Raw genomic sequence first — 17,467 nt, 5'->3', positions numbered from 1 at the left:
AACAAAATGCGCGGTTTCTTATAGGGTCAGTCAACCTTCTCTAAAAGCTTTGAGTGTATGATGATCTAGCTTTACGTTATCTGATGCGCACTTAATCCACACAGGATACTGTTATGGAAACAATGCAAGGCGGTAGAGAAAATGCCATCTATCGAAAAGGGAATTTGATATCTCGTCCTGCCAGTTATTGGACGATGACTATCCATCAGCTACTTACCTATCTTCATTCACGAGGCTTTACGGCATGCCCTAAAGCGGTTGGTATTGAAAAAGGAAAAGAGTGGGTTAGCTATGTCGAAGGAGAGACTTACAACTATCCATTGATTGGCAACATTGCTTCTGTTTCCGCGCTCCAATCTGCGGCAAAAATGTTACGCGATATGCACGATGCATCTGAGGGTTTCCTTAAGCAATATCAAAATGAAACGCTGCACTGGATGCTGCCACCACGAACACCACAAGAGGTGATTTGTCATGGTGATTTCATGCCATATAACGTGGCACTCCGTGGAGAGTTTGTCGTTGGTGTGTTTGATTTTGATACGGCGCATCCGGCGCCAAGAGTTTGGGATGTCGCTTTTTCGGTCTATGGTTGGGCACCATTTAAAACCGATGAGCACGATAAAATGAGCTGTTTGGAGCAACAAATTCAGCGTGCAAAACTCTTCTGTGACGCTTATGGGTGTTCGAGATTGGAACGGGAAGAGCTGGTGGAGGTGATGACACATCGACTCTCCGCGTTAGTTGATTATATGAGAGGGGTCGCAGCTCAAGGTGATGATAGGTTTCAAGCGAACCTAGAAGATTGCCATCATACCGCTTACCTCAACGATATCGAGTACCTAAGAAAACATAGACAAGTCATCACCCTAGGACTTTTAGGTTAGGGCTGGGTGATATCTTTAATGACATTGAATAACCACTGGTTTATCGGGGCTTGCTGTTGTGAGCGACGACAGCTCATCACGTAGCGAACATCAAGCTCTAACCCGCCAGGAAGCGCGATACTTCGGCAGCCCTTAGGTACATGTCCACTCATGGTTATACCAAAATGATCCGTTTGTAGGAGCACTTTTTGAATCATCGCAGGATGTTCAATTTCTACCTTAGGTGTGGTTCTGAACCCCATATGATTGAGCCTTTCCAACAACGGGTATCGGTAGTCGTTCCATCCCGGCGTTTTGAAAAGTAAAAAGGGGTAGTTTTCTAGCTCTTGGAAATGTTGAGCGGGATGCTCATCTCGAACAAAAAATACTGCTTTTCCTCGACCTAGTTCGTTTTGAATAATTGACTGCGGAAGATCCTCATCAAAATAATGAATCGCAATAGCGTTTTCACCCTCAGTTAATCGCTTTTTCGCGTCGCTCCCCCAACGTAAACAAGCGAACTTTGCTTTTGGGGCGTGTTTTAGTAATTCTAAGTAAAACTTGTCACCAAAGTAATCCCAAAACAATGTGTTCGCATAAATAGTGATCGAGCCGTCAAAATGAGCGGGTGAAAAACTCTGTGGTTTGATGGAATCAATACTGGTGAGGATTTGTTCAAAATGTGGCATGTTCGCTTCGACAAAAGCGGTCGGTTCAAAGCCATTTTTAGTCTGAATGAACAAAGGATCATCGAGCTGCGCTTTCATTTTTGTCAGGTTTTTGCTGATTGATCCTGATGTCTTTCCGAGTGAATCTGCCACCAATCGGACGCTACGTAACTCATACATCCGCTTTAGTACCAATATGTTTTGAATGTCCAGATTAATGCTCATACATCGTCTCATTTATCTTCTGCCGAGAAATCATATCTCTGAATTTCTGAATAAAAGACAACGTTCGGTCAATTTAAGCATGCTGTCGTATCTTATGGTTTATTGAAGGCGACGGTGGACAGCAAATAGGCTTGGTCATATCAATTTAGTGGTTTGGATTTCCATTTGGTAAATGATGACTTTCCTCGTATGAACATGTTTCTGTTGTTACAGTTTTTTCATCGAAAGAAAGTAATAACAAAAACAGAGGTGACGTATGAAAAAATTAATCGCACTTGGTTTGATGGTTTGCTCAACAAACATAGCATTAGCTGGCGATGGGTCATACACGGGCACGATTGATATGACGATGGCTACGAAAAATCAGGTCGACGTCGAGCGCGCAGATTCTCAACTGACGCTGAAAGGTCGAAATGAAACGGCTTATGGCGGGGTAATCATCCAAACGGATGCTGCTACACAAAAAATTGAACTTCGTGGTCGACGTGATTAATCGAACATGTTGTTGTTAAGAAAATGCCGCGAATATCGCGGCATTTTTTATATTTTGAGATAGGTAAATCATCAAACTCAGCTTTGAACTTCAACCCCAGCTTCGATCTCGACTGGTTGCGCTTGAGGATCGCTTTCTTTCGCCGCATCAAGCATCTTGCGAATAATGAGTGACGCTGCCATTGCGATAGCGACCATCACGACAGCAAGGACAGTGAGTAATTGGAAATAATCACCATATAAGTTTTGTACAATGTCTTGTGTGATGGTCTGTCCTTTCTCTAACGCGATAGAGGTTGAGAATGCAGCACCAATAATACCGCTTAATGCGATTGCCACAGAAAATAGGCTCACAGAGAAGTTTTCGATGTGCTTCGGCGCGACGGAAAGAATAAACGCTACGACCATCGAACCCACGATGACTTCTGCAATCGCCTGGAAGAAGTGAATAGCGAGAAAGATTTCTGGCATGATCACGACATCTTCACCCACGGTAGTCACGGCAAACGTCAAGATACCAAACGCTATTGCGGTCAGTACAAATGCCAAGGCGATTTTTGTCGCGGTAGAGAGGTAGATATCTCGCTTTTCCAGCAACCCAAAAAAGCCAGCTACGATAGGACCACCAACCATACACCAAAGCGGGTTCATTGCCATTGCTGCTTCTGGTTCGAGCGGAATAAAACCAAATAGAGAGCCTTTTAATGTGTTGATAGCAACCATGTTCATCGAGGTCATCATTTGTCCGTAGTAAACAAAGAAACAGGTTGTCAGCAAGGTCACAATTAAGATGGTCCCCATTTTCAAAGACTCAGCTTTGCTCGCTTTAAGCATCAGAGATATGAAGTATGCGATCGCCGCCCCTCCGATGGCGTATACGATATTTTGGCCAATATCCATGTTTGAAAACATGAAAAATACCAACGCGATCATTGCCAATGAAATCAATGCAAAAAGTACCCAGTTTTTTAAACTTACGGTTTTTTGATCAAGCTCAGAGGCTACGCCAACAAGATCTTTGCGGAATACCAATAGCATGATCAATGCTGCTGCTGCCATAACAGCAGAGATGGTAAAACCGCCATTAAAGCCGATCACAAGGGCAATCATTGGGAACAAATATTGACCTAAAAAGGCGCCAACATTATTCACTGAATAATTGATTGGGTATCCTTTTTCAAAATCTTCTTGTGATTTGAACGTTCGTTTATAGAGGCTAGGGTAAGAGGGTGACATCAGGCCGCGGCCATAACTGGCGAGCGCAATACCACACATTGAAAGTGGAACGTTAGAAGCAGAAGCCCCCAACACGAGTAATACGTAACCGGATGCAAAAGCGAAATATGCGATAGAAAGTGAGCGATAAGCTCCTAAAAACTTATCTGCAATAAAGCCGCCCGCGATCGCGAAAAGTGGCCCGATCGCCGAAAAAGCACCAACGATCATCATCGTATCGGCTTCGTTGTAATTTAGATCCTCTAGAAAAAATCGAGTTAGACTTACTAATACACCGTAAAATGATAAGCCAAACATCATTTGGCAGAACATCATGGATTTATTGAGTTTATTCCACATAATTTTGTACTCACATTAGCGGAGAAAGGTAGGTATTGTTATTTCTATTAAATAGTAATGAAACGAAAGATTGAGTATTGAAATAATTGTCGCATAACGTGGAAATGCTGCACTATATTTTCTAATGCTTAGGTGGCTAAATGCTAATGTGTTGTTCTAGATCAATTTGAATAAAGCAGTGCTTAATTCTGTTTTTGTTTAATTTTGTTGTATTTGTTACTGATTGGGGCTGGTGGGGTTTTATAGGATTACTGGCAAATAAAAAGAGGTCTTGCGAGAAAGGAAATTGCTGACGAAGTGCATCGCCAGCAATGATATAGCGGGCTTATTTGACTATTCGCATGGCGGTGCCATATGAATGACGGCCAAGCCACCTAAGGAAGTTTCACGGTATTTTTTGTTCATATCTTTACCAGTTTGATACATGGTTTCGATAACTTTATCTAATGAAATAAGGCATTTGCTCGTGCGCTTTAATGCCATACGTGAGGCATTAATGGCTTTCATTGCGCCCATGGCATTTCTTTCAATGCAAGGCACTTGAACCAAGCCGCCGATCGGGTCACAAGTCATTCCTAATGAATGCTCCATCGCAATTTCCGCAGCAATACAAATCTGCTCGTTACTGCCGCCTCTGAGTGCCGTTAAACCAGCGGCTGCCATGGATGAAGATACCCCGACCTCTCCCTGACAACCCACTTCGGCGCCGGAAATTGACGCGTTAGTTTTGTATAAGATGCCGATAGCGCCAGCGACTGCAAGAAAATCTTTCAGCTGTTTAATATCAAGCTCTTTGATGAAGCGATGGTAGTACATCAATACCGCCGGAATCACCCCCGCAGCGCCATTAGTTGGAGAAGTAACGACTTGTCCGCCAGCTGCATTTTCTTCGCTAACCGCAAAGGCAAAGAGGTTAATCCAATCCATGATCTCCATTGGATCATTCTCAACTGCAGCGTTGGCTTCGAGCTTCTTCAAAAGGTTTGGTGCACGACGAGTGACATTGAGACCACCTTCTAAAATCCCTTCCGTATCGAAACCACGTTGCATGCAGAGCGACATCACTTTCCAAATTTGTTCTGCTCTTTGGCTAATTTCTTCATCTGAGCGGAATGCCAGTTCGTTTTGTAGAATCATACCTCCCAAACTAAAACCGTTAGTCTCGGCTTTTTCCAGCATCTCATCCGCTGATGTGAAAGGAAATGGTACCGCGACTTCATCTTGTTGCGTGCCGTTTTCTAGTTCGTCAGCGGTGGCGATGAATCCGCCTCCGATGGAATAATAAATTTCAAACGCCACTTGGTCTCCCGCAGCGTCTAGTGCGGTAATCGTCATTCCGTTTTCATGCAGGGGAAGGTTGTCACTATGAAAGACGATGTCATGGTCGTAGCTAAACTCAATCTGGTGCGTACCAGCGAGTAGCAGCGTGTTGTTGTCTATAGTATTTTGTAGCGCACTTTTAGCGCTACTCATTTTAATGGTATCGGGTTTATTTCCCATCAAACCAAGGACAGTGGCTCGGTCTGTGTGGTGCCCTCTACCAGTGAGCGATAATGAGCCATAAAGGTCCACTTGCACCCGATGCACTTTCGCCATAGAGTCGCTAACTAGTTGAGTGAAATGGAATCCGGCAAGCATAGGACCATTAGTGTGGGAGCTAGAAGGCCCGACACCAATCTTAAATATATCGAAAATCGACAGCATAATTGACTTCCTTTAGCAGTGAACCTTTATAAAGGTCTCTAGAACAGTGTTGTTAACTAGATGTTAAAGCCTGTAGGCCGGGAGTGAAAGAAGATTTTTGTAACACTGCCAACTAAGCGCGAGATTTTGAAATGAAGTTAGACAATGTGGTCATCGTTTTAGGTAAACGCCTCGTCAATAGCAGATTGACCGTTGAGGGGGTAACAAGAGTCGAAGCGTTATCTAATGTGATTGCGTCATTGCCGACAGAGCGAACGGCGATTATTTTTTGTGGTGGATTAACGCAAGGTCAACGCATTTCTGAAGCAGATGCAATGTACAGTTATTTTAAATCTCTAAATGCGGCCGCTGTGCATCCGTTCCCTGAACATCAAGTACTTTTAGAAAATCGATCTTTGAATACGTTTCAGAACATGCGTTACGCTTCTCGCGTTTTGTGTGATAGTGGTTTGTTCCAGTTATGGTCAGCGCGTTCGGTTGAGGTCACCTTGTTGTCGAATGACTACCACCTTGAGCGAATCATAGAAATCCAAACCTTGATGGATGAGCAGGGATTATTACGAGTACTAAAATCTGAGTGCGCCTCCATGGGCGTTACTCTCAACTTACCATTGGATATCAACAAACATATCAGCGTACCATACCCACATAAAGGGCCTGTGGCGGCGGCATTTTTATTACTGGATGAACTCACGACTTACCGAGTTTATTTAGAAGGGGTCAAGCAGGGAGCATTTTTACGAGACTTATCGGTTGTCCGAAAGAAGCCGCTTATGATCGCGAGACATGCCATTCAGCAATTGCTCGCTTTACCACTCGATAAAGATAGTTTGCAACAGATTGAAGACATGAAAAAGGCCATCGAAATGACGGCCTTGGATGAATCTGTAGGAGCTGCGGAACAAGCGTTAAGGATCGTTCATCCGATATTAACTGCATTGAACCGCCGCTTGGATCCTGAGTCTATTCATTAAGTTCGCGTTTTGTGCGGACTGCGCTCAATGCGATCAAACAGTAGCAAAGGAGTTCCATGCCTTCTTCCGAAATATTTTTAACATCACGGATGTAGTTCTCGTCCATCACTTGTTGCCAAAAACTGCCCATGCCATATAAGCGAGAGAAGACCAACAATAGCATCACGGCACCAATTAACAGTTTCATGTGGGGCACCGTTAAGATGGTCGCCATTTCGTTCATGGTACCTTTACCACCTTGGTAAGCTTTGGCGCAAGCCAGTGCGGTTACAGCGAGCGCAGGGAAAACCCAAGAACCATGACGAATCATGTCTGTCCAATAGTCTGTTTCACGAATAATGAGCACCGCGAAAAAGCCGGCAATCAAAATGGCCGCATGCTTTAGCTGAGGCTGTTGTTTAGATAGGCTGAAAAATGACCATGACGCAATCGCGAGCATCACAAGCTGGAGTGTTTCTGTTATGGAAAGCTCACCAAGGCTTGAACCCAACACGACATAATCAAGGCGAAGACTGAGGTTAACGAGAATACTGATAGCGACAATCATCAATGCGCTTAAACTCGATTTATAAATGATGCGCTTTGACTCTTCAGTAACAACGTTGCTTGGGGCTGACTCGGCTTCTTTTACTATTTGTGTTTTCATCTTGCTCACCTGTTCCAGAAAATGTGGAAGAAATGTGAATTAGTGTGATCTGTGTTTGGGATTTTATTGTCCAAGTGGAAAGTTATGTCAGAGGAATGTCAAGAATAGAACACTGTTCGATATAGTGTCGATATGCGGTAAAGTCAGAGGTATGTAAAAATGAAGTGAGAAAGTTTTGATAAATCAAATAAAAAAGGAGCCTAAAGGCTCCTAAGTGATAGAGGGAATCTGGCGTGTCGACAAAAAATTTTAGTAGTCGCCACTCTCACTTTCTTTATGATTGTCGCGATAGTATTCCCATTGCTCGACACGATTATCGTCAGACAGCACGCAGTAAGTCACACGTTCGCCATTTTCCGAAACGGTATCCAACTCACCACCTTGCTGAACACAGTAAACGGCTGCAGGATTTGCGACGGAGGTATACTCAGTCGAGCGAGTGGCACCTTCGTAAGTTGAACAACCAGCCAGTACCAACGTTGCAGCCATAGCCATCATTAAATTTGTCTTTTTCATTCTTTATCTCCGCATGGGGTGGGCGAGTATTGTATTGATTATAGGCAACTTTCAGAGATTATTGTCTTATCGATGTTAAAAGTAAGAGGGACGTATAAGAATTTAGATATTCTCATCTTTTACTGGTTATCACGTCACACTTCTATTTGTTGCGGATTGTTACGAAGGTTAGAACCGTTGCGTTCAAACCAATGTCTTGAACGCATTTGGACCGACAACGATGATTTAAAGCGTGAAGTTCGGTAATATGCGCGCAAAACATGACAGTGGTATTTTCGATGAGACACTTAAAATCGACCGTTCATCCGGACATTGAGCACTTGGACGACAAAATTATTTTCCAGCGCAATGCGGCACGCGCCATCGTACTAGATGGTGAAGATGTGTTGTTGCTCTATACAGAGCGTTACCATGACTACACTTTGCCTGGTGGTGGTATTGATGATGGTGAAGATGTGATTGCTGGACTAGTTCGTGAACTAGAAGAAGAAACCGGCGCGCAGAATATCCATGGTATTAAGCCTTTCGGGATCTTTGAGGAATTTCGTCCTTGGTACAAAGACGACGCTGACGTAATGCACATGGTGTCGTATTGCTATACATGTAAAATCGATCGTGAGTTAGGCGAAACGGCTTATGAAGACTATGAAGTTAAAAATGGAATGCGTCCAGTATGGATGAACATTCACGAAGCGATAGCGCACAATGAAAAGACCATGGCAGAAAGCCCGAAAAAAGGCATGAGCATCGAGCGCGAAACGTTTTTGCTTCAGTTGATTTCTAAAGAATTACTATAAATAACTTAGCTTGCCTCATAGTGACTTACCTACTCGTTGTTCTGTTAATAGGTCAGCTTTTAAATCGATAAAAAAAGTCCGGACTCCCCCGGAACCCGGACTTATTCCAGACGCGCAAGCGAAGCGTCATCTTGATATTTTAAATTTGTTTCGAACTATGAAAACAATAGCTGTTTTACATTTAGTGTGTAAATAATTATTAGGTCCAACCATTGGTTTTCATGTTTTTTGCAAACGCAATGTGACGCATATCTACCCAATTGGCAAGCGCAATTTGGGTACCTTTTAATAAACCACTACTCTTTCTTATCTTTGAGATACCTTACCTCAACTTTTTTGCACACGTTTGCATAGAGATCACGAGTTTTCAAATTGGCCGAACACGATCTTGTAATTTTACGTTTTTCTGACATTGGATTTTGTCGTGATTTTTATCACAAATTGACCAACGGAGGTAGTGGACTAAAGTCGATCAGCGGTTGCGAAACCATCGGAGCATCTGAAGCAAATAAGAGTAAAGGTTGAAATGATGAGGATTGTAACTGACCGATATCTATCAACTTTTCCAGCGCGAAGAATCGACTAACGTATTGGCGAGTCTCTTTAGGTAGTGTGAGCTTCTGAAAGTCGTTACTGCCTGCTCGCTGAATAGCGCGTGCGACACGCCCTTCGCCTGCATTGTAGGCCGCTAATGTCAGCGCCATGTTTTGATCGAATTTGTTGTATAAAAACGTCAGATACTTGAGTGCTGCAGCTGTGCTTGCTTCTGTATCAAAGCGATCGTCTTGTTTTGTATCTACAGTCAACCCGAATCGTTGAGCTGTTGCTGGTATCAGTTGCCAAAGTCCGGCGGCGTTGGCATGAGAAACGGCTTTGGGGTTGTAAGAGGATTCCAACATTGGCACTAAGGCTAGAGTCTTTGGTAAAGAGTGGCTTTGCAGTTGTTTGAAAATGTGATGAATTACCAGGCTGGATGAATCGAGACGTTTGGCAATTTGTGGCTTGTATGGGGCTAAAACTTGATATTGCGTTTGAATATCAGCTGAGCTTGGTTTCGCCTGACTGGTGATTGAAAGGCAGGATAGTAAGGCGATAAAAATAAAAAGGCCTACAGTACTCAGCCGAGATGGCGACTGAATCTGTAGGCAAGACGAACATCGTTTAGAACGATTTATCTTCATAAGTGTGTTGCACAGGTTGTTTGAGTTGACTGACCAACTCATGGAACGCCGCAGAGCTGTGGCCATTGCTCTGATTGTATTGTTGGCACTGACTTACCAACGTTTCCAATAGCGCCCATTGTTTTCTAGCTTGCATACCTATTTGGGCAGGCAAAGCATTGAAAATTCGTTTTACGCTGGCGTCATTACACGCTAACCCCAGCTCTCGCATACACTGGCTTCTATCACTGGCTGAGCGGCTAAGTTTATTGAGTATTGGCATTTGTTTCTGAACATTGTTGCTCAGTGCCTCACCATCAAACTTTAAGTACAACGTTTTTTGCTGTTGAAGCAAAGGGATAAGTTGTTGATAGAGCTTGATATCCTCAGGTATTGAGCGAATAAATTGTTGAATTCGCTGCGATACTGCGCTTGCCATGATCTCTTCCTAGTTTGTTATTACTCGTGACCTGTATGGAATTGCATGATCGCCTTTGATAGTGCTTTGGTATCTAGGCTAAGTTCGCCACGCGCTAATGCGTTACGTACTTGTTCTACTTTTTCCATATCAACATCAGGTAGTGATGCCATTTCAGCTTGAGCGCGATCTATCGCTACGGTATTCGCTTGAAATGCAGGCTCGTGTACTTTGCTCTGTTCGACGACGTCGACAGGCTGTTTGCTTGCTTGCTGTAATTTTGTTTGTGGGACATGACCGCCCGCGACTTTGTCGATTTTCATGCTGTGGTCCTCATCATCATGTTCTAAATTAAATAGGCGGTTAGGATGTGATAAACATTAAATATTTTTTTGTACTCGAAATTCAGCGTTACTGACGAGAGCCAAAATTAAAAAATGTTACTCTGAGTCCAAAATCAAAATTGAGTATGAACCTGGTTTAACCCGGTTACGACAGCTCTAATGACCTTGCCTGAACTTAGGTTTTCTACTTCAATTTGTTGCCCTTTCGCACCATCTTCTAAGGCGACTCCTTTCGTGCTGGCGCTAAATCCATTTTTGCTCGCAATCACTATGACTTCATTGCCTTTTTCGATTAAAGGTGGAGCCGATAAATTGGATGGGTTGACCACTTGCCCTGCACGTAAACGGCGAGAGGTTTCTAAGCCAATTGCTTGTCCTGGGCGAGTATAAAAATCGTCTTGTCGCGAGATGGTGCGCGTTTCCAGTTTAACGTGCTTGGCAGTCACAACTTCATTTCGACCGACCGTGGTTGTGGCAACCAAGACAGGCAGTGTCAGAGAAGATTTTATCGTGACGTTAATTCGCCAGGGTGAAGCGATGTCATCGCAACTTACTGAGCGCTTAAGGTTTCCAACTGGCAACGCTTGATTGTCGCGACCAGTGATGACCAGAGGCGATTCACACTCAGGTAGGTGATTCGCCGAGCCTGGTACCCACATGTTGAAATCCAGTTGGTATTCTCCCCACTGGTTAGAGTGAGCATTTTGGGCCACTTCTTGTTTGAAATGCTCTGCTACAACAGATTTTATCTCCTCAACGCTTAGGGTTCTGCCAGAGGTGTTGGCGAAAGTTTGTCCTGGTATTAGAGCAAGCAGAGTTAGCATTAATGTTGAGGAAGTAAGCACTTTCCCCTTGCTTTTAATGCTTTCCGTGAGCCGGAAGTTTGGCTTCCATCCTTGTTTGTAAGTCATTGATATATATAGCTATTTTTTATGGCACGCATCTTGTTTGTATGTTGGCGTATTCGAGCCAACTGTAAGGAAGATGCATGGCGATCACATTTGAAAATGCTTTAGGTGTACATCCAGAGGCACTTAATTTTCGCGTTCAGCGTACCAAAGTCCTTGCCAGTAACCTAGCAAATGTTGACACCCCTGGGTATTTGGCGAAAGACCTAAGTTTCACCACCGTAATGAACCAGGTGGCTGCAGGCGGTGTGAACAAACCAGTGCCTAAGTTTCAGGTTCAGGCCCAATACTCGGTGCCTTACCAGAACAGCAAAGATGGCAACACTGTAGAACTGGGTGTTGAACAAGCGAAATTCACGCAAAACAACATGGACTTTCAAACTAGCCTGACGTTTCTCAACATGAAATTTAATGGCTTAACGAAAGCGATTGAGGGACGTTAATTATGTCATTCACTGATATTTACTCGATCACTGGATCCGCGATGACGGCACAAACTGTGCGTCTTAACACGGTCGCCAGTAACTTAGCTAACGCGGACGCGGTGTCTGCAAATCCAGATGACGCTTATAAAGCGCTGAAGCCCGTATTCGCGACTGTGTACCAAAAAGCGCAGCTGACAACGGAAAACGGGGTTTATCCCAATGCTGAAGTTCGCATTGTTGACGTTGTGAAAAATGCGGGAGAAGCCGAGAAACGCTTTGAGCCAAACAACCCGTTGGCCAATGGTGAAGGTTATGTGTATTACCCAGATATCGATGTCGTGGCTGAAATGGCAGACATGATGTCAGCGACACGTAGCTTCGAAACCAATGTTGAAGTGTTATCAAATGTGAAAAGTATGCAGCAAGGTCTGCTTAGATTAGGGCAGGGCAGTTAATGAGTCTCGCACAATATACACCTTTATCGTCTGATGCTCCTGTGAGCACTAAAGCAAAAGAGAACAATGGCATTGCACCAAATCCTAAAGATATGAACAGTGCTTCTTCATTAGAGAACGAATTCATTTCTTTGATGGTGGCGCAGATCCAAAACCAAGATCCACTTAACCCACTTGATGGCACGGAATACGTTGGTCAGTTGGCTCAATTCTCTCAAGTTCAAAGTACCGAGAATATGTCCAAGACAATGCAACAGAGCATGATTCTCCTCGACAACATGCAAGTGCTATCGACAGCGGGGCTCGTCGGACAAACTGTTTACGTCAATTCCAAAGAATTTGAGCTTGGTGAAGGCGTACAGAACGGAAAAATCGAACTCGCTCATAGCTCAAACCAAGTGACGTTAGTTGTGAAAGATGAGTTTGGTCAATCTACTAAAGTGCCATTAGGTGCTCACGGCAAAGGTGACGTCGACTTTTCAATTAATCCTGAAGAACTTGGTCTTAAACCAGGCAAATACTCAGTGGCAGTAGAAGTGCAAGAAGGGCAAGCAAGTCCAAATGTGCTCATGGCTGGCACTGTTGAGCAAGTGCGTATTCCAAATACTGGCGGCGCAGCATTAGTCAATGTCCATGGCGTTGGCAACGTTCCTTTCTATCAAATCACTCAGTTTGGTGCTTAACCAAATAGGGAAATCAGAGGTCTTTTTATGAGTTTTAACATCGCACTAAGTGGTCTGGACGCGACCAACACAGAGCTAAACACAATCAGTCACAACATTGCCAACGCATCAACGTATGGTTTTAAAGGTGGCCGCACAGAATTCTCCGCAGTATACAACGGCATGCAACCTGGTGGTGTAGAAGTCGCGTCAATTTCACAGAACTTCGACAAAGACGGCAGTATCTCAGGAACTGGCCGTGCGATGGACTTGGCGATCAACGGTGGCGGATTCTTTGTCACTAAAGACAACATGGGTCAAACGCTATACACGCGTTCAGGTGTATTCGCGACAGATAAAGATAACTTTGTTACAGCTAACAGTGGCGCAAAACTGCAAGGTTACAGTGTGGATAGCAACAACAACCTGATGACAGGCTCTGTGGGCAATATCCAAGTATCTACGTCATCACTGAATGCAAAAGCGACAGACGGTCTTGATTTTGTTGCAAACTTTGATGCAAGTGCGTCTGCCATTGATAAAACGGTAACGCCGTTTAATCCGGACGATCCAAACTCATTCAATTCGTCTTACACCACAAAAGTCTATGACTCGCTGGGTAACTCGCACACGGTAACCCAGTACTTCACTAAGACCGCTTCTAACTCTTGGGAAGTGAATGTTCAAGTGGATGGTGGCGCAACACCAGTGACAACGGTACCAGTAACGTTTGACAAAGACGGTTCGCTTTCTTCACCGACGGCTCCGTTTAATGTTTCATTCCCTGCGGCAGGCGCAAACGCGATGAGTGTCGACATTAACTTGAAAGGCAGCACGCAGTTTGGTGCTAAATTCGGCGTAAGTACTAACAGCCCGAACGGTTACACATCCGGTGAGCTTGCAGGTGTACGCGTTGAAGGTAATGGCATGGTTTACGCGACCTACACTAACGGCCAATCACAGCTGCAAGGTCAAGTTGTACTTGCAGACTTCGCCAACACACAAGGTTTAGCAAAAGTGAGTGGTACGGCGTGGACTCAAAGCTTTAGCTCTGGTGCGCCAATCATGGGTGTCCCTGGTTCAGGTACGTTGGGTGATTTAACCCCAGGTGCGCTAGAAGGTTCTAACGTTGACCTAACCAGTGAGCTTGTGGCGCTTATGACCGCACAGCGTAACTACCAAGCAAACGCGAAAACCATCTCTACCAGCGACAAGCTAACTCAAGCTTTGTTTAACGCGGTGTAATGGGAGTTTTGCATGGATAGCTTGTTATTTACTGCAACGTCAGGTGCGAGTCGAGTTCTTAAGGCTCAGCACGTGCGTTCAAACAACTTATCAAACGCTGATACTGCTGGCTTTCGAGCGGATATGGAGCGCGTGCGCAGTGTAGAAATGCAAGGCCCAGGTTTTGATGGTCGCACTATGGTTGTGACCAACTCTGCCTCAACGCGCTTTGATTCTGGCGACATTATGAAAACGGGACGCCCGTTGGATGTCGCCATCATGGGTGAGGGTTATCTTGCTGTTGAAACTCCTGCGGGTAACGAAGCGTACACGCGAGCGGGCAATATCCAAGTCGACACTTTTGGTGCCATGACCATCAACGGTTTTCCTGTTCTTGGTGAAAATGGGCCTTTGGTTGTGCCTGATTATCAAAAGATTGAAATCAGCGAGCGTGGTCAAGTATCCGTGATTCCACCAGGTGGTGGCGCAGAAATCGTCGCAGGAACGTTGAAGTTGGTTAAACCAGAAATGAACCAACTTCAAAAAGAGAGTGACAGCCTACTGCACAGTGTAGATGGCGTGCCATTCGCTGCCGATGAAACGGTGCAACTTTCTCCTGAGCACATCGAGGGCAGTAACGTATCTGCCATTGATGAGTTGATTAGCGTGATGTCGTTAACGCGTAACTTCGAGATGCAAGTTCGCATGATGAAAACGGCCGAGACGTTGGCACAAGCTGGTAATAAATTAATGGCGGCGAGATAAGTCTCGCCCCGCAAGGAGTAATAAAAAATGCATTCAGCATTATGGGTAAGTAAAACAGGCATGGCAGCGCAGGACACGAAGATGACTGCCATTTCTAACAACCTAGCGAACGTAAATACAGTTGGCTTTAAGCGTGACCGAGTTGTATTCGAAGACCTTTTCTACAGCATTCAGCGTCAACCTGGTGCTCAAGTAGACCAAGTTAACGAGTTGCCAAGTGGTATTCAGCTAGGTAGCGGTGTTCGCGTAGTTGGCACGCAAAAAGTGTTTACGCAAGGTAACACTCAAAATACAACACAAGAGTTGGATCTTGCCGTAATGGGACAGGGTTTCTTTCAAATCGAAAACTCGGATGGACAGATCATGTACACACGTAATGGTCAGTTCCATGTCAACTCTGAAGGCTTGATGGTTAATAGCCAAGGCTTGCCGTTAGAGCCACAAATTCAGATCCCAGATAATGCCTCTTCATTCTCTGTTGGTGTTGATGGCACGGTAACAACAACGACGGCGGACGATCCAACGCCACAGCAGCTTGGTCAAATCACGCTCGCAAAATTCATTAACCCAGCAGGCTTAGAGGCCGTGGGTGGTAACTTGTTCCGTGAAACGGAAGCCAGCGGCCCGGCAGATGAACTGATTGCTGGTGAAGATGGCGCAGGCCTCATCAAGCAAGGTGCATTGGAAGGTTCAAACGTACAAGTAGTGGAAGAGATGGTCGACATGATCACGACTCAACGTGCGTATGAGATGAATGCGAAAGTGGTCTCTGCTGCAGATGACATGCTGAAGTTTGTTTCGCAATCAATGTAAGTATGAAATTGGTGATGATGAAGGAAAAAGCAATGAAATGGCTTTCTAAGAGTTGGGCAGTAGCCGCCGTGTTGCTGGTGGGATGTGCCGGCCGTCAGGAATTTATTCCGCCTGAGCCAAATGCCGAGGAATATGCACCACCAACGCTCGATTACACGTTGCCGGAAACCCAGTCTGGTAGCCTTTATCGTCACCAATACACGATGACCCTGTTTCAGGATCGTCGTGCTTACCGAGTTGGCGATGTGTTAACGGTTCAACTATCAGAAGAAACCTCATCGAGCAAAAAAGCGGGTACTAAGTTTGGCAAAAGCTCAGCGGTTAATTTCGCGGCGCCGACCATAGGAACGAAAACGTTCGATGAGTTAGGGGTTAGTGTCGATGGCAGCCGCAACTTTGATGGCAGTGCTTCAAGCTCACAGGGCAATAAGCTGCAAGGTGCAATCACCGTAACGGTACACGAGGTGTTACCTAATGGTGTATTGCGTATCAGTGGCGAAAAATGGCTGCGCCTAAACCAGGGAGATGAGTTTATTCGTCTCACTGGCATTGTTCGTGTGGATGATATTAATCGCAGCAACCAAGTTTCTTCTCAACGAATTGCTGATGCACGAATTACCTACGCAGGTCGCGGAGCTCTGGCTGACAGCAACGCAGCCGGATGGCTAACTCAATTCTTCAACAGCCCATGGGTACCTTTCTAATGAAGACAATGCAATCTTTCTTTACGTCTTTCCTATTGGTGTTGACCTTGGGATTACCAACCACTTCACATGCCGAAGTGGAAATTCCGATCATGGACTTGGTCGATGTGCGCGGCATTCGAGAAAACCAATTGGTCGGTTATGGTTTGGTGGTTGGCTTAGCTGGCCAGGGTGACCGAAACCAAGTGAAATTTACTTCTCAATCTATCACCAACATGCTCCGTCAGTTTGGGGTTCAAATTGATGACAGTATGAACCCTAAGCTACGAAATGTGGCTTCTGTGAGCGTGACAGCAACCGTTGATCCAATGGCGGGCCCCGGACAAACTTTGGACGTGGTCGTGTCTTCAATTGGTGACGCGAAAAGCCTCCGTGGCGGTACGCTATTGTTGACGCCTTTACGCGGTATTGATGGTGAAGTGTATGCCATTGCACAAGGAAACGTCGTGGTTGGCGGTTTATCTGCAGAAGGGCGAAGTGGCTCTAAAGTCGAAGTTAATACGCCAACGGCAGGTCGCGTCCCGAATGGTGCGACGTTAGAGAGAGAAATCAAAACTGATTTCAACCAGCGTGATGAAGTTACTTTAAACCTGCGTAAACCAAGCTTCACGACGGCAAAAAATATCGCGCGTGAAATCAACAACACTTTTGGGCCTAACGTTGCTGTTGCGATCAATAAAGCGCGCATTGATATGCGTGCACCAAAAGATACCCAACAGCGCGTAGTGATGATGTCGATGCTTGAAGAAATGAGCGTCGTGGAAGGCCGCAAGCCGGCTCGAATTGTCTTTAACTCTCGTACGGGAACGGTCGTGATCGGTAAGAGTGTCAAAGTAAGTGAGGCAGCAGTGAGCCATGGCAACTTAACCGTGCGAATTTCTGAATCACAACAAGTCAGTCAGCCAAATGCGTTTGCAAATGGCGATACGAAAGTCGTTAACCAAACGGATCTTGATGTGAACGAAGATTTAGCTCAAATGGTGATTTGGCCTCCAGGCACGGAGCTCAACACTATTGTGACTGCGGTAAACAGCTTAGGTGCCACACCTACTGACTTAATGTCTATCCTGCAAGCACTGAGCGAAGCGGGTGCATTGAACGCTGAATTGGTCGTGATTTAAGGAGT

21 protein-coding genes are annotated in these 17,467 nt (G+C 45.0%); 12 read left to right on the top strand and 9 right to left on the bottom strand.

Going from position 1 to position 17,467, the window contains the following annotated elements; translation table 11 throughout:
• Window positions 1–113: 113 nt before the first annotated feature.
• A complete protein-coding gene (locus P4S59_RS23815) occupies window positions 114–887 on the top strand; it encodes a phosphotransferase enzyme family protein (protein ID WP_337169180.1) in 774 nt (257 codons plus the stop codon).
• Here P4S59_RS23815 and P4S59_RS23810 read toward each other — a convergent pair.
• Entirely contained in the window at window positions 884–1,759 is an 876-nt protein-coding gene (locus P4S59_RS23810; RefSeq protein ID WP_337169179.1) for a LysR family transcriptional regulator, read from the bottom strand. The genes P4S59_RS23815 and P4S59_RS23810 overlap by 4 nt on opposite strands.
• 256 nt (window positions 1,760–2,015) lie before the next feature.
• Here P4S59_RS23810 and P4S59_RS23805 point away from each other — a divergent pair, with 256 nt between their 5' ends.
• Complete coding sequence (locus P4S59_RS23805; RefSeq protein ID WP_005395322.1) at window positions 2,016–2,252, top strand: hypothetical protein; 237 nt, start codon at window positions 2,016–2,018, stop codon at window positions 2,250–2,252.
• A 77-nt stretch (window positions 2,253–2,329) separates the two neighbouring features.
• Here P4S59_RS23805 and P4S59_RS23800 read toward each other — a convergent pair whose 3' ends face one another.
• The gene (locus P4S59_RS23800) at window positions 2,330–3,826 is read right to left on the bottom strand and encodes a peptide MFS transporter (RefSeq protein ID WP_337169178.1); all 1,497 of its coding nucleotides are present in this window, start codon (window positions 3,824–3,826) and stop codon (window positions 2,330–2,332) included.
• Window positions 3,827–4,159: 333 nt separating this feature from the next.
• A complete protein-coding gene (locus tag P4S59_RS23795; RefSeq protein ID WP_005395319.1) occupies window positions 4,160–5,530 on the bottom strand; it encodes an L-serine ammonia-lyase in 1,371 nt (456 codons plus the stop codon).
• 131 nt (window positions 5,531–5,661) lie between these two features.
• Here P4S59_RS23795 and P4S59_RS23790 point away from each other — a divergent pair, with 131 nt between their 5' ends.
• Window positions 5,662–6,504, top strand: a complete 843-nt coding sequence (locus tag P4S59_RS23790; protein ID WP_337169177.1) for a YdcF family protein — start codon at window positions 5,662–5,664, stop codon at window positions 6,502–6,504.
• Here P4S59_RS23790 and P4S59_RS23785 read toward each other — a convergent pair.
• Both P4S59_RS23785 and P4S59_RS23780 read right to left on the bottom strand, forming a co-directional pair.
• Window positions 6,494–7,150, bottom strand: coding sequence for a hypothetical protein (locus P4S59_RS23785; RefSeq protein WP_048624711.1), 657 nt, complete (start codon window positions 7,148–7,150; stop codon window positions 6,494–6,496). The two genes, P4S59_RS23790 and P4S59_RS23785, sit on opposite strands and share 11 nt — an antisense overlap.
• A 249-nt stretch (window positions 7,151–7,399) precedes the next feature.
• Window positions 7,400–7,666, bottom strand: a complete 267-nt coding sequence (locus P4S59_RS23780) for a putative hemolysin (RefSeq protein WP_005395313.1) — start codon at window positions 7,664–7,666, stop codon at window positions 7,400–7,402.
• Between the two features lie 278 nt (window positions 7,667–7,944).
• On the opposite strand from P4S59_RS23780, the gene P4S59_RS23775 reads away from it, so the two are divergent.
• Window positions 7,945–8,463: an NUDIX hydrolase gene (locus P4S59_RS23775; RefSeq protein WP_005395311.1), complete on the top strand. Its 519-nt coding sequence runs from the start codon at window positions 7,945–7,947 to the stop codon at window positions 8,461–8,463.
• Between the two features lie 434 nt (window positions 8,464–8,897).
• Here the strand turns inward: P4S59_RS23775 and P4S59_RS23770 are convergent, their stop codons facing one another.
• The 4 genes from P4S59_RS23770 to flgA all read right to left on the bottom strand — a co-directional run bounded on the left by P4S59_RS23770 (window position 8,898) and on the right by flgA (window position 11,296).
• A complete protein-coding gene (locus P4S59_RS23770; RefSeq protein WP_337169176.1) occupies window positions 8,898–9,644 on the bottom strand; it encodes a lytic transglycosylase domain-containing protein in 747 nt (248 codons plus the stop codon).
• Window positions 9,625–10,062 carry a flagellar export chaperone FlgN gene (gene flgN, locus P4S59_RS23765; RefSeq protein WP_006741304.1) on the bottom strand — a complete coding sequence of 146 codons (438 nt, stop codon included), beginning with the start codon at window positions 10,060–10,062 and terminating at the stop codon, window positions 9,625–9,627. Before flgN ends, P4S59_RS23770 begins: the two co-directional genes overlap by 20 nt.
• A gap of 20 nt (window positions 10,063–10,082) precedes the next feature.
• Window positions 10,083–10,364 (bottom strand): flagellar biosynthesis anti-sigma factor FlgM, encoded by a 282-nt coding sequence (gene flgM, locus P4S59_RS23760; RefSeq protein WP_006741305.1) that lies wholly within the window; start codon window positions 10,362–10,364, stop codon window positions 10,083–10,085.
• 134 nt (window positions 10,365–10,498) lie between these two features.
• Entirely contained in the window at window positions 10,499–11,296 is a 798-nt protein-coding gene (flgA, locus tag P4S59_RS23755) for a flagellar basal body P-ring formation chaperone FlgA (protein WP_337169175.1), read from the bottom strand.
• A gap of 77 nt (window positions 11,297–11,373) precedes the next feature.
• On the opposite strand from flgA, the gene flgB reads away from it, so the two are divergent.
• From flgB to P4S59_RS23715, 8 genes are read left to right on the top strand one after another with little or no spacing between them, the layout of a single operon-like run.
• Window positions 11,374–11,736 carry a flagellar basal body rod protein FlgB gene (gene flgB / locus P4S59_RS23750; protein ID WP_005395306.1) on the top strand — a complete coding sequence of 121 codons (363 nt, stop codon included), beginning with the start codon at window positions 11,374–11,376 and terminating at the stop codon, window positions 11,734–11,736.
• 2 nt (window positions 11,737–11,738) lie between these two features.
• Window positions 11,739–12,173: a flagellar basal body rod protein FlgC gene (flgC, locus tag P4S59_RS23745; RefSeq protein ID WP_005395305.1), complete on the top strand. Its 435-nt coding sequence runs from the start codon at window positions 11,739–11,741 to the stop codon at window positions 12,171–12,173.
• Complete coding sequence (flgD, locus tag P4S59_RS23740) at window positions 12,173–12,856, top strand: flagellar hook assembly protein FlgD (protein ID WP_005395303.1); 684 nt, start codon at window positions 12,173–12,175, stop codon at window positions 12,854–12,856. The genes flgC and flgD overlap by 1 nt, the downstream gene beginning before the upstream one ends.
• 27 nt (window positions 12,857–12,883) lie before the next feature.
• Window positions 12,884–14,080, top strand: a complete 1,197-nt coding sequence (flgE, locus tag P4S59_RS23735) for a flagellar hook protein FlgE (protein WP_046873843.1) — start codon at window positions 12,884–12,886, stop codon at window positions 14,078–14,080.
• 12 nt (window positions 14,081–14,092) lie between these two features.
• Entirely contained in the window at window positions 14,093–14,824 is a 732-nt protein-coding gene (flgF, locus tag P4S59_RS23730) for a flagellar basal-body rod protein FlgF (RefSeq protein ID WP_006741308.1), read from the top strand.
• A gap of 27 nt (window positions 14,825–14,851) precedes the next feature.
• Window positions 14,852–15,637 carry a flagellar basal-body rod protein FlgG gene (gene flgG / locus P4S59_RS23725; RefSeq protein WP_005395297.1) on the top strand — a complete coding sequence of 262 codons (786 nt, stop codon included), beginning with the start codon at window positions 14,852–14,854 and terminating at the stop codon, window positions 15,635–15,637.
• Window positions 15,638–15,669: 32 nt separating this feature from the next.
• Window positions 15,670–16,341: a flagellar basal body L-ring protein FlgH gene (gene flgH / locus P4S59_RS23720; protein ID WP_005395295.1), complete on the top strand. Its 672-nt coding sequence runs from the start codon at window positions 15,670–15,672 to the stop codon at window positions 16,339–16,341.
• Window positions 16,341–17,462: a flagellar basal body P-ring protein FlgI gene (locus tag P4S59_RS23715; RefSeq protein WP_031780462.1), complete on the top strand. Its 1,122-nt coding sequence runs from the start codon at window positions 16,341–16,343 to the stop codon at window positions 17,460–17,462. The genes flgH and P4S59_RS23715 overlap by 1 nt, the downstream gene beginning before the upstream one ends.
• Window positions 17,463–17,467 lie beyond the last annotated feature (5 nt).

Source organism: Vibrio sp. M60_M70, assembly GCF_037162085.1.
In the GTDB taxonomy this organism is placed as follows: Bacteria; Pseudomonadota; Gammaproteobacteria; order Enterobacterales; family Vibrionaceae; genus Vibrio; species Vibrio diabolicus.
The sequence above is the reverse complement of the archived record's forward strand: the minus strand, read 5'-3'. Positions and strand labels throughout refer to the sequence as shown.

Excerpts from the sequence above, each read along its gene's own strand:
- P4S59_RS23815 (WP_337169180.1), top strand. The coding sequence starts at position 114 with ATGGAAACAATGCAAGGCGGTAGAGAAAATGCCATCTATCGAAAAGGG.
- P4S59_RS23810 (WP_337169179.1), bottom strand. The coding sequence starts at position 1,759 with ATGAGCATTAATCTGGACATTCAAAACATATTGGTACTAAAGCGGATG.
- P4S59_RS23805 (WP_005395322.1), top strand. The coding sequence starts at position 2,016 with ATGAAAAAATTAATCGCACTTGGTTTGATGGTTTGCTCAACAAACATA.
- P4S59_RS23800 (WP_337169178.1), bottom strand. The coding sequence starts at position 3,826 with ATGTGGAATAAACTCAATAAATCCATGATGTTCTGCCAAATGATGTTT.
- P4S59_RS23795 (WP_005395319.1), bottom strand. The coding sequence starts at position 5,530 with ATGCTGTCGATTTTCGATATATTTAAGATTGGTGTCGGGCCTTCTAGC.
- P4S59_RS23790 (WP_337169177.1), top strand. The coding sequence starts at position 5,662 with ATGAAGTTAGACAATGTGGTCATCGTTTTAGGTAAACGCCTCGTCAAT.
- P4S59_RS23785 (WP_048624711.1), bottom strand. The coding sequence starts at position 7,150 with ATGAAAACACAAATAGTAAAAGAAGCCGAGTCAGCCCCAAGCAACGTT.
- P4S59_RS23780 (WP_005395313.1), bottom strand. The coding sequence starts at position 7,666 with ATGAAAAAGACAAATTTAATGATGGCTATGGCTGCAACGTTGGTACTG.
- P4S59_RS23775 (WP_005395311.1), top strand. The coding sequence starts at position 7,945 with ATGAGACACTTAAAATCGACCGTTCATCCGGACATTGAGCACTTGGAC.
- P4S59_RS23770 (WP_337169176.1), bottom strand. The coding sequence starts at position 9,644 with ATGAAGATAAATCGTTCTAAACGATGTTCGTCTTGCCTACAGATTCAG.
- flgN (WP_006741304.1), bottom strand. The coding sequence starts at position 10,062 with ATGGCAAGCGCAGTATCGCAGCGAATTCAACAATTTATTCGCTCAATA.
- flgM (WP_006741305.1), bottom strand. The coding sequence starts at position 10,364 with ATGAAAATCGACAAAGTCGCGGGCGGTCATGTCCCACAAACAAAATTA.
- flgA (WP_337169175.1), bottom strand. The coding sequence starts at position 11,296 with ATGACTTACAAACAAGGATGGAAGCCAAACTTCCGGCTCACGGAAAGC.
- flgB (WP_005395306.1), top strand. The coding sequence starts at position 11,374 with ATGGCGATCACATTTGAAAATGCTTTAGGTGTACATCCAGAGGCACTT.
- flgC (WP_005395305.1), top strand. The coding sequence starts at position 11,739 with ATGTCATTCACTGATATTTACTCGATCACTGGATCCGCGATGACGGCA.
- flgD (WP_005395303.1), top strand. The coding sequence starts at position 12,173 with ATGAGTCTCGCACAATATACACCTTTATCGTCTGATGCTCCTGTGAGC.
- flgE (WP_046873843.1), top strand. The coding sequence starts at position 12,884 with ATGAGTTTTAACATCGCACTAAGTGGTCTGGACGCGACCAACACAGAG.
- flgF (WP_006741308.1), top strand. The coding sequence starts at position 14,093 with ATGGATAGCTTGTTATTTACTGCAACGTCAGGTGCGAGTCGAGTTCTT.
- flgG (WP_005395297.1), top strand. The coding sequence starts at position 14,852 with ATGCATTCAGCATTATGGGTAAGTAAAACAGGCATGGCAGCGCAGGAC.
- flgH (WP_005395295.1), top strand. The coding sequence starts at position 15,670 with ATGAAATGGCTTTCTAAGAGTTGGGCAGTAGCCGCCGTGTTGCTGGTG.
- P4S59_RS23715 (WP_031780462.1), top strand. The coding sequence starts at position 16,341 with ATGAAGACAATGCAATCTTTCTTTACGTCTTTCCTATTGGTGTTGACC.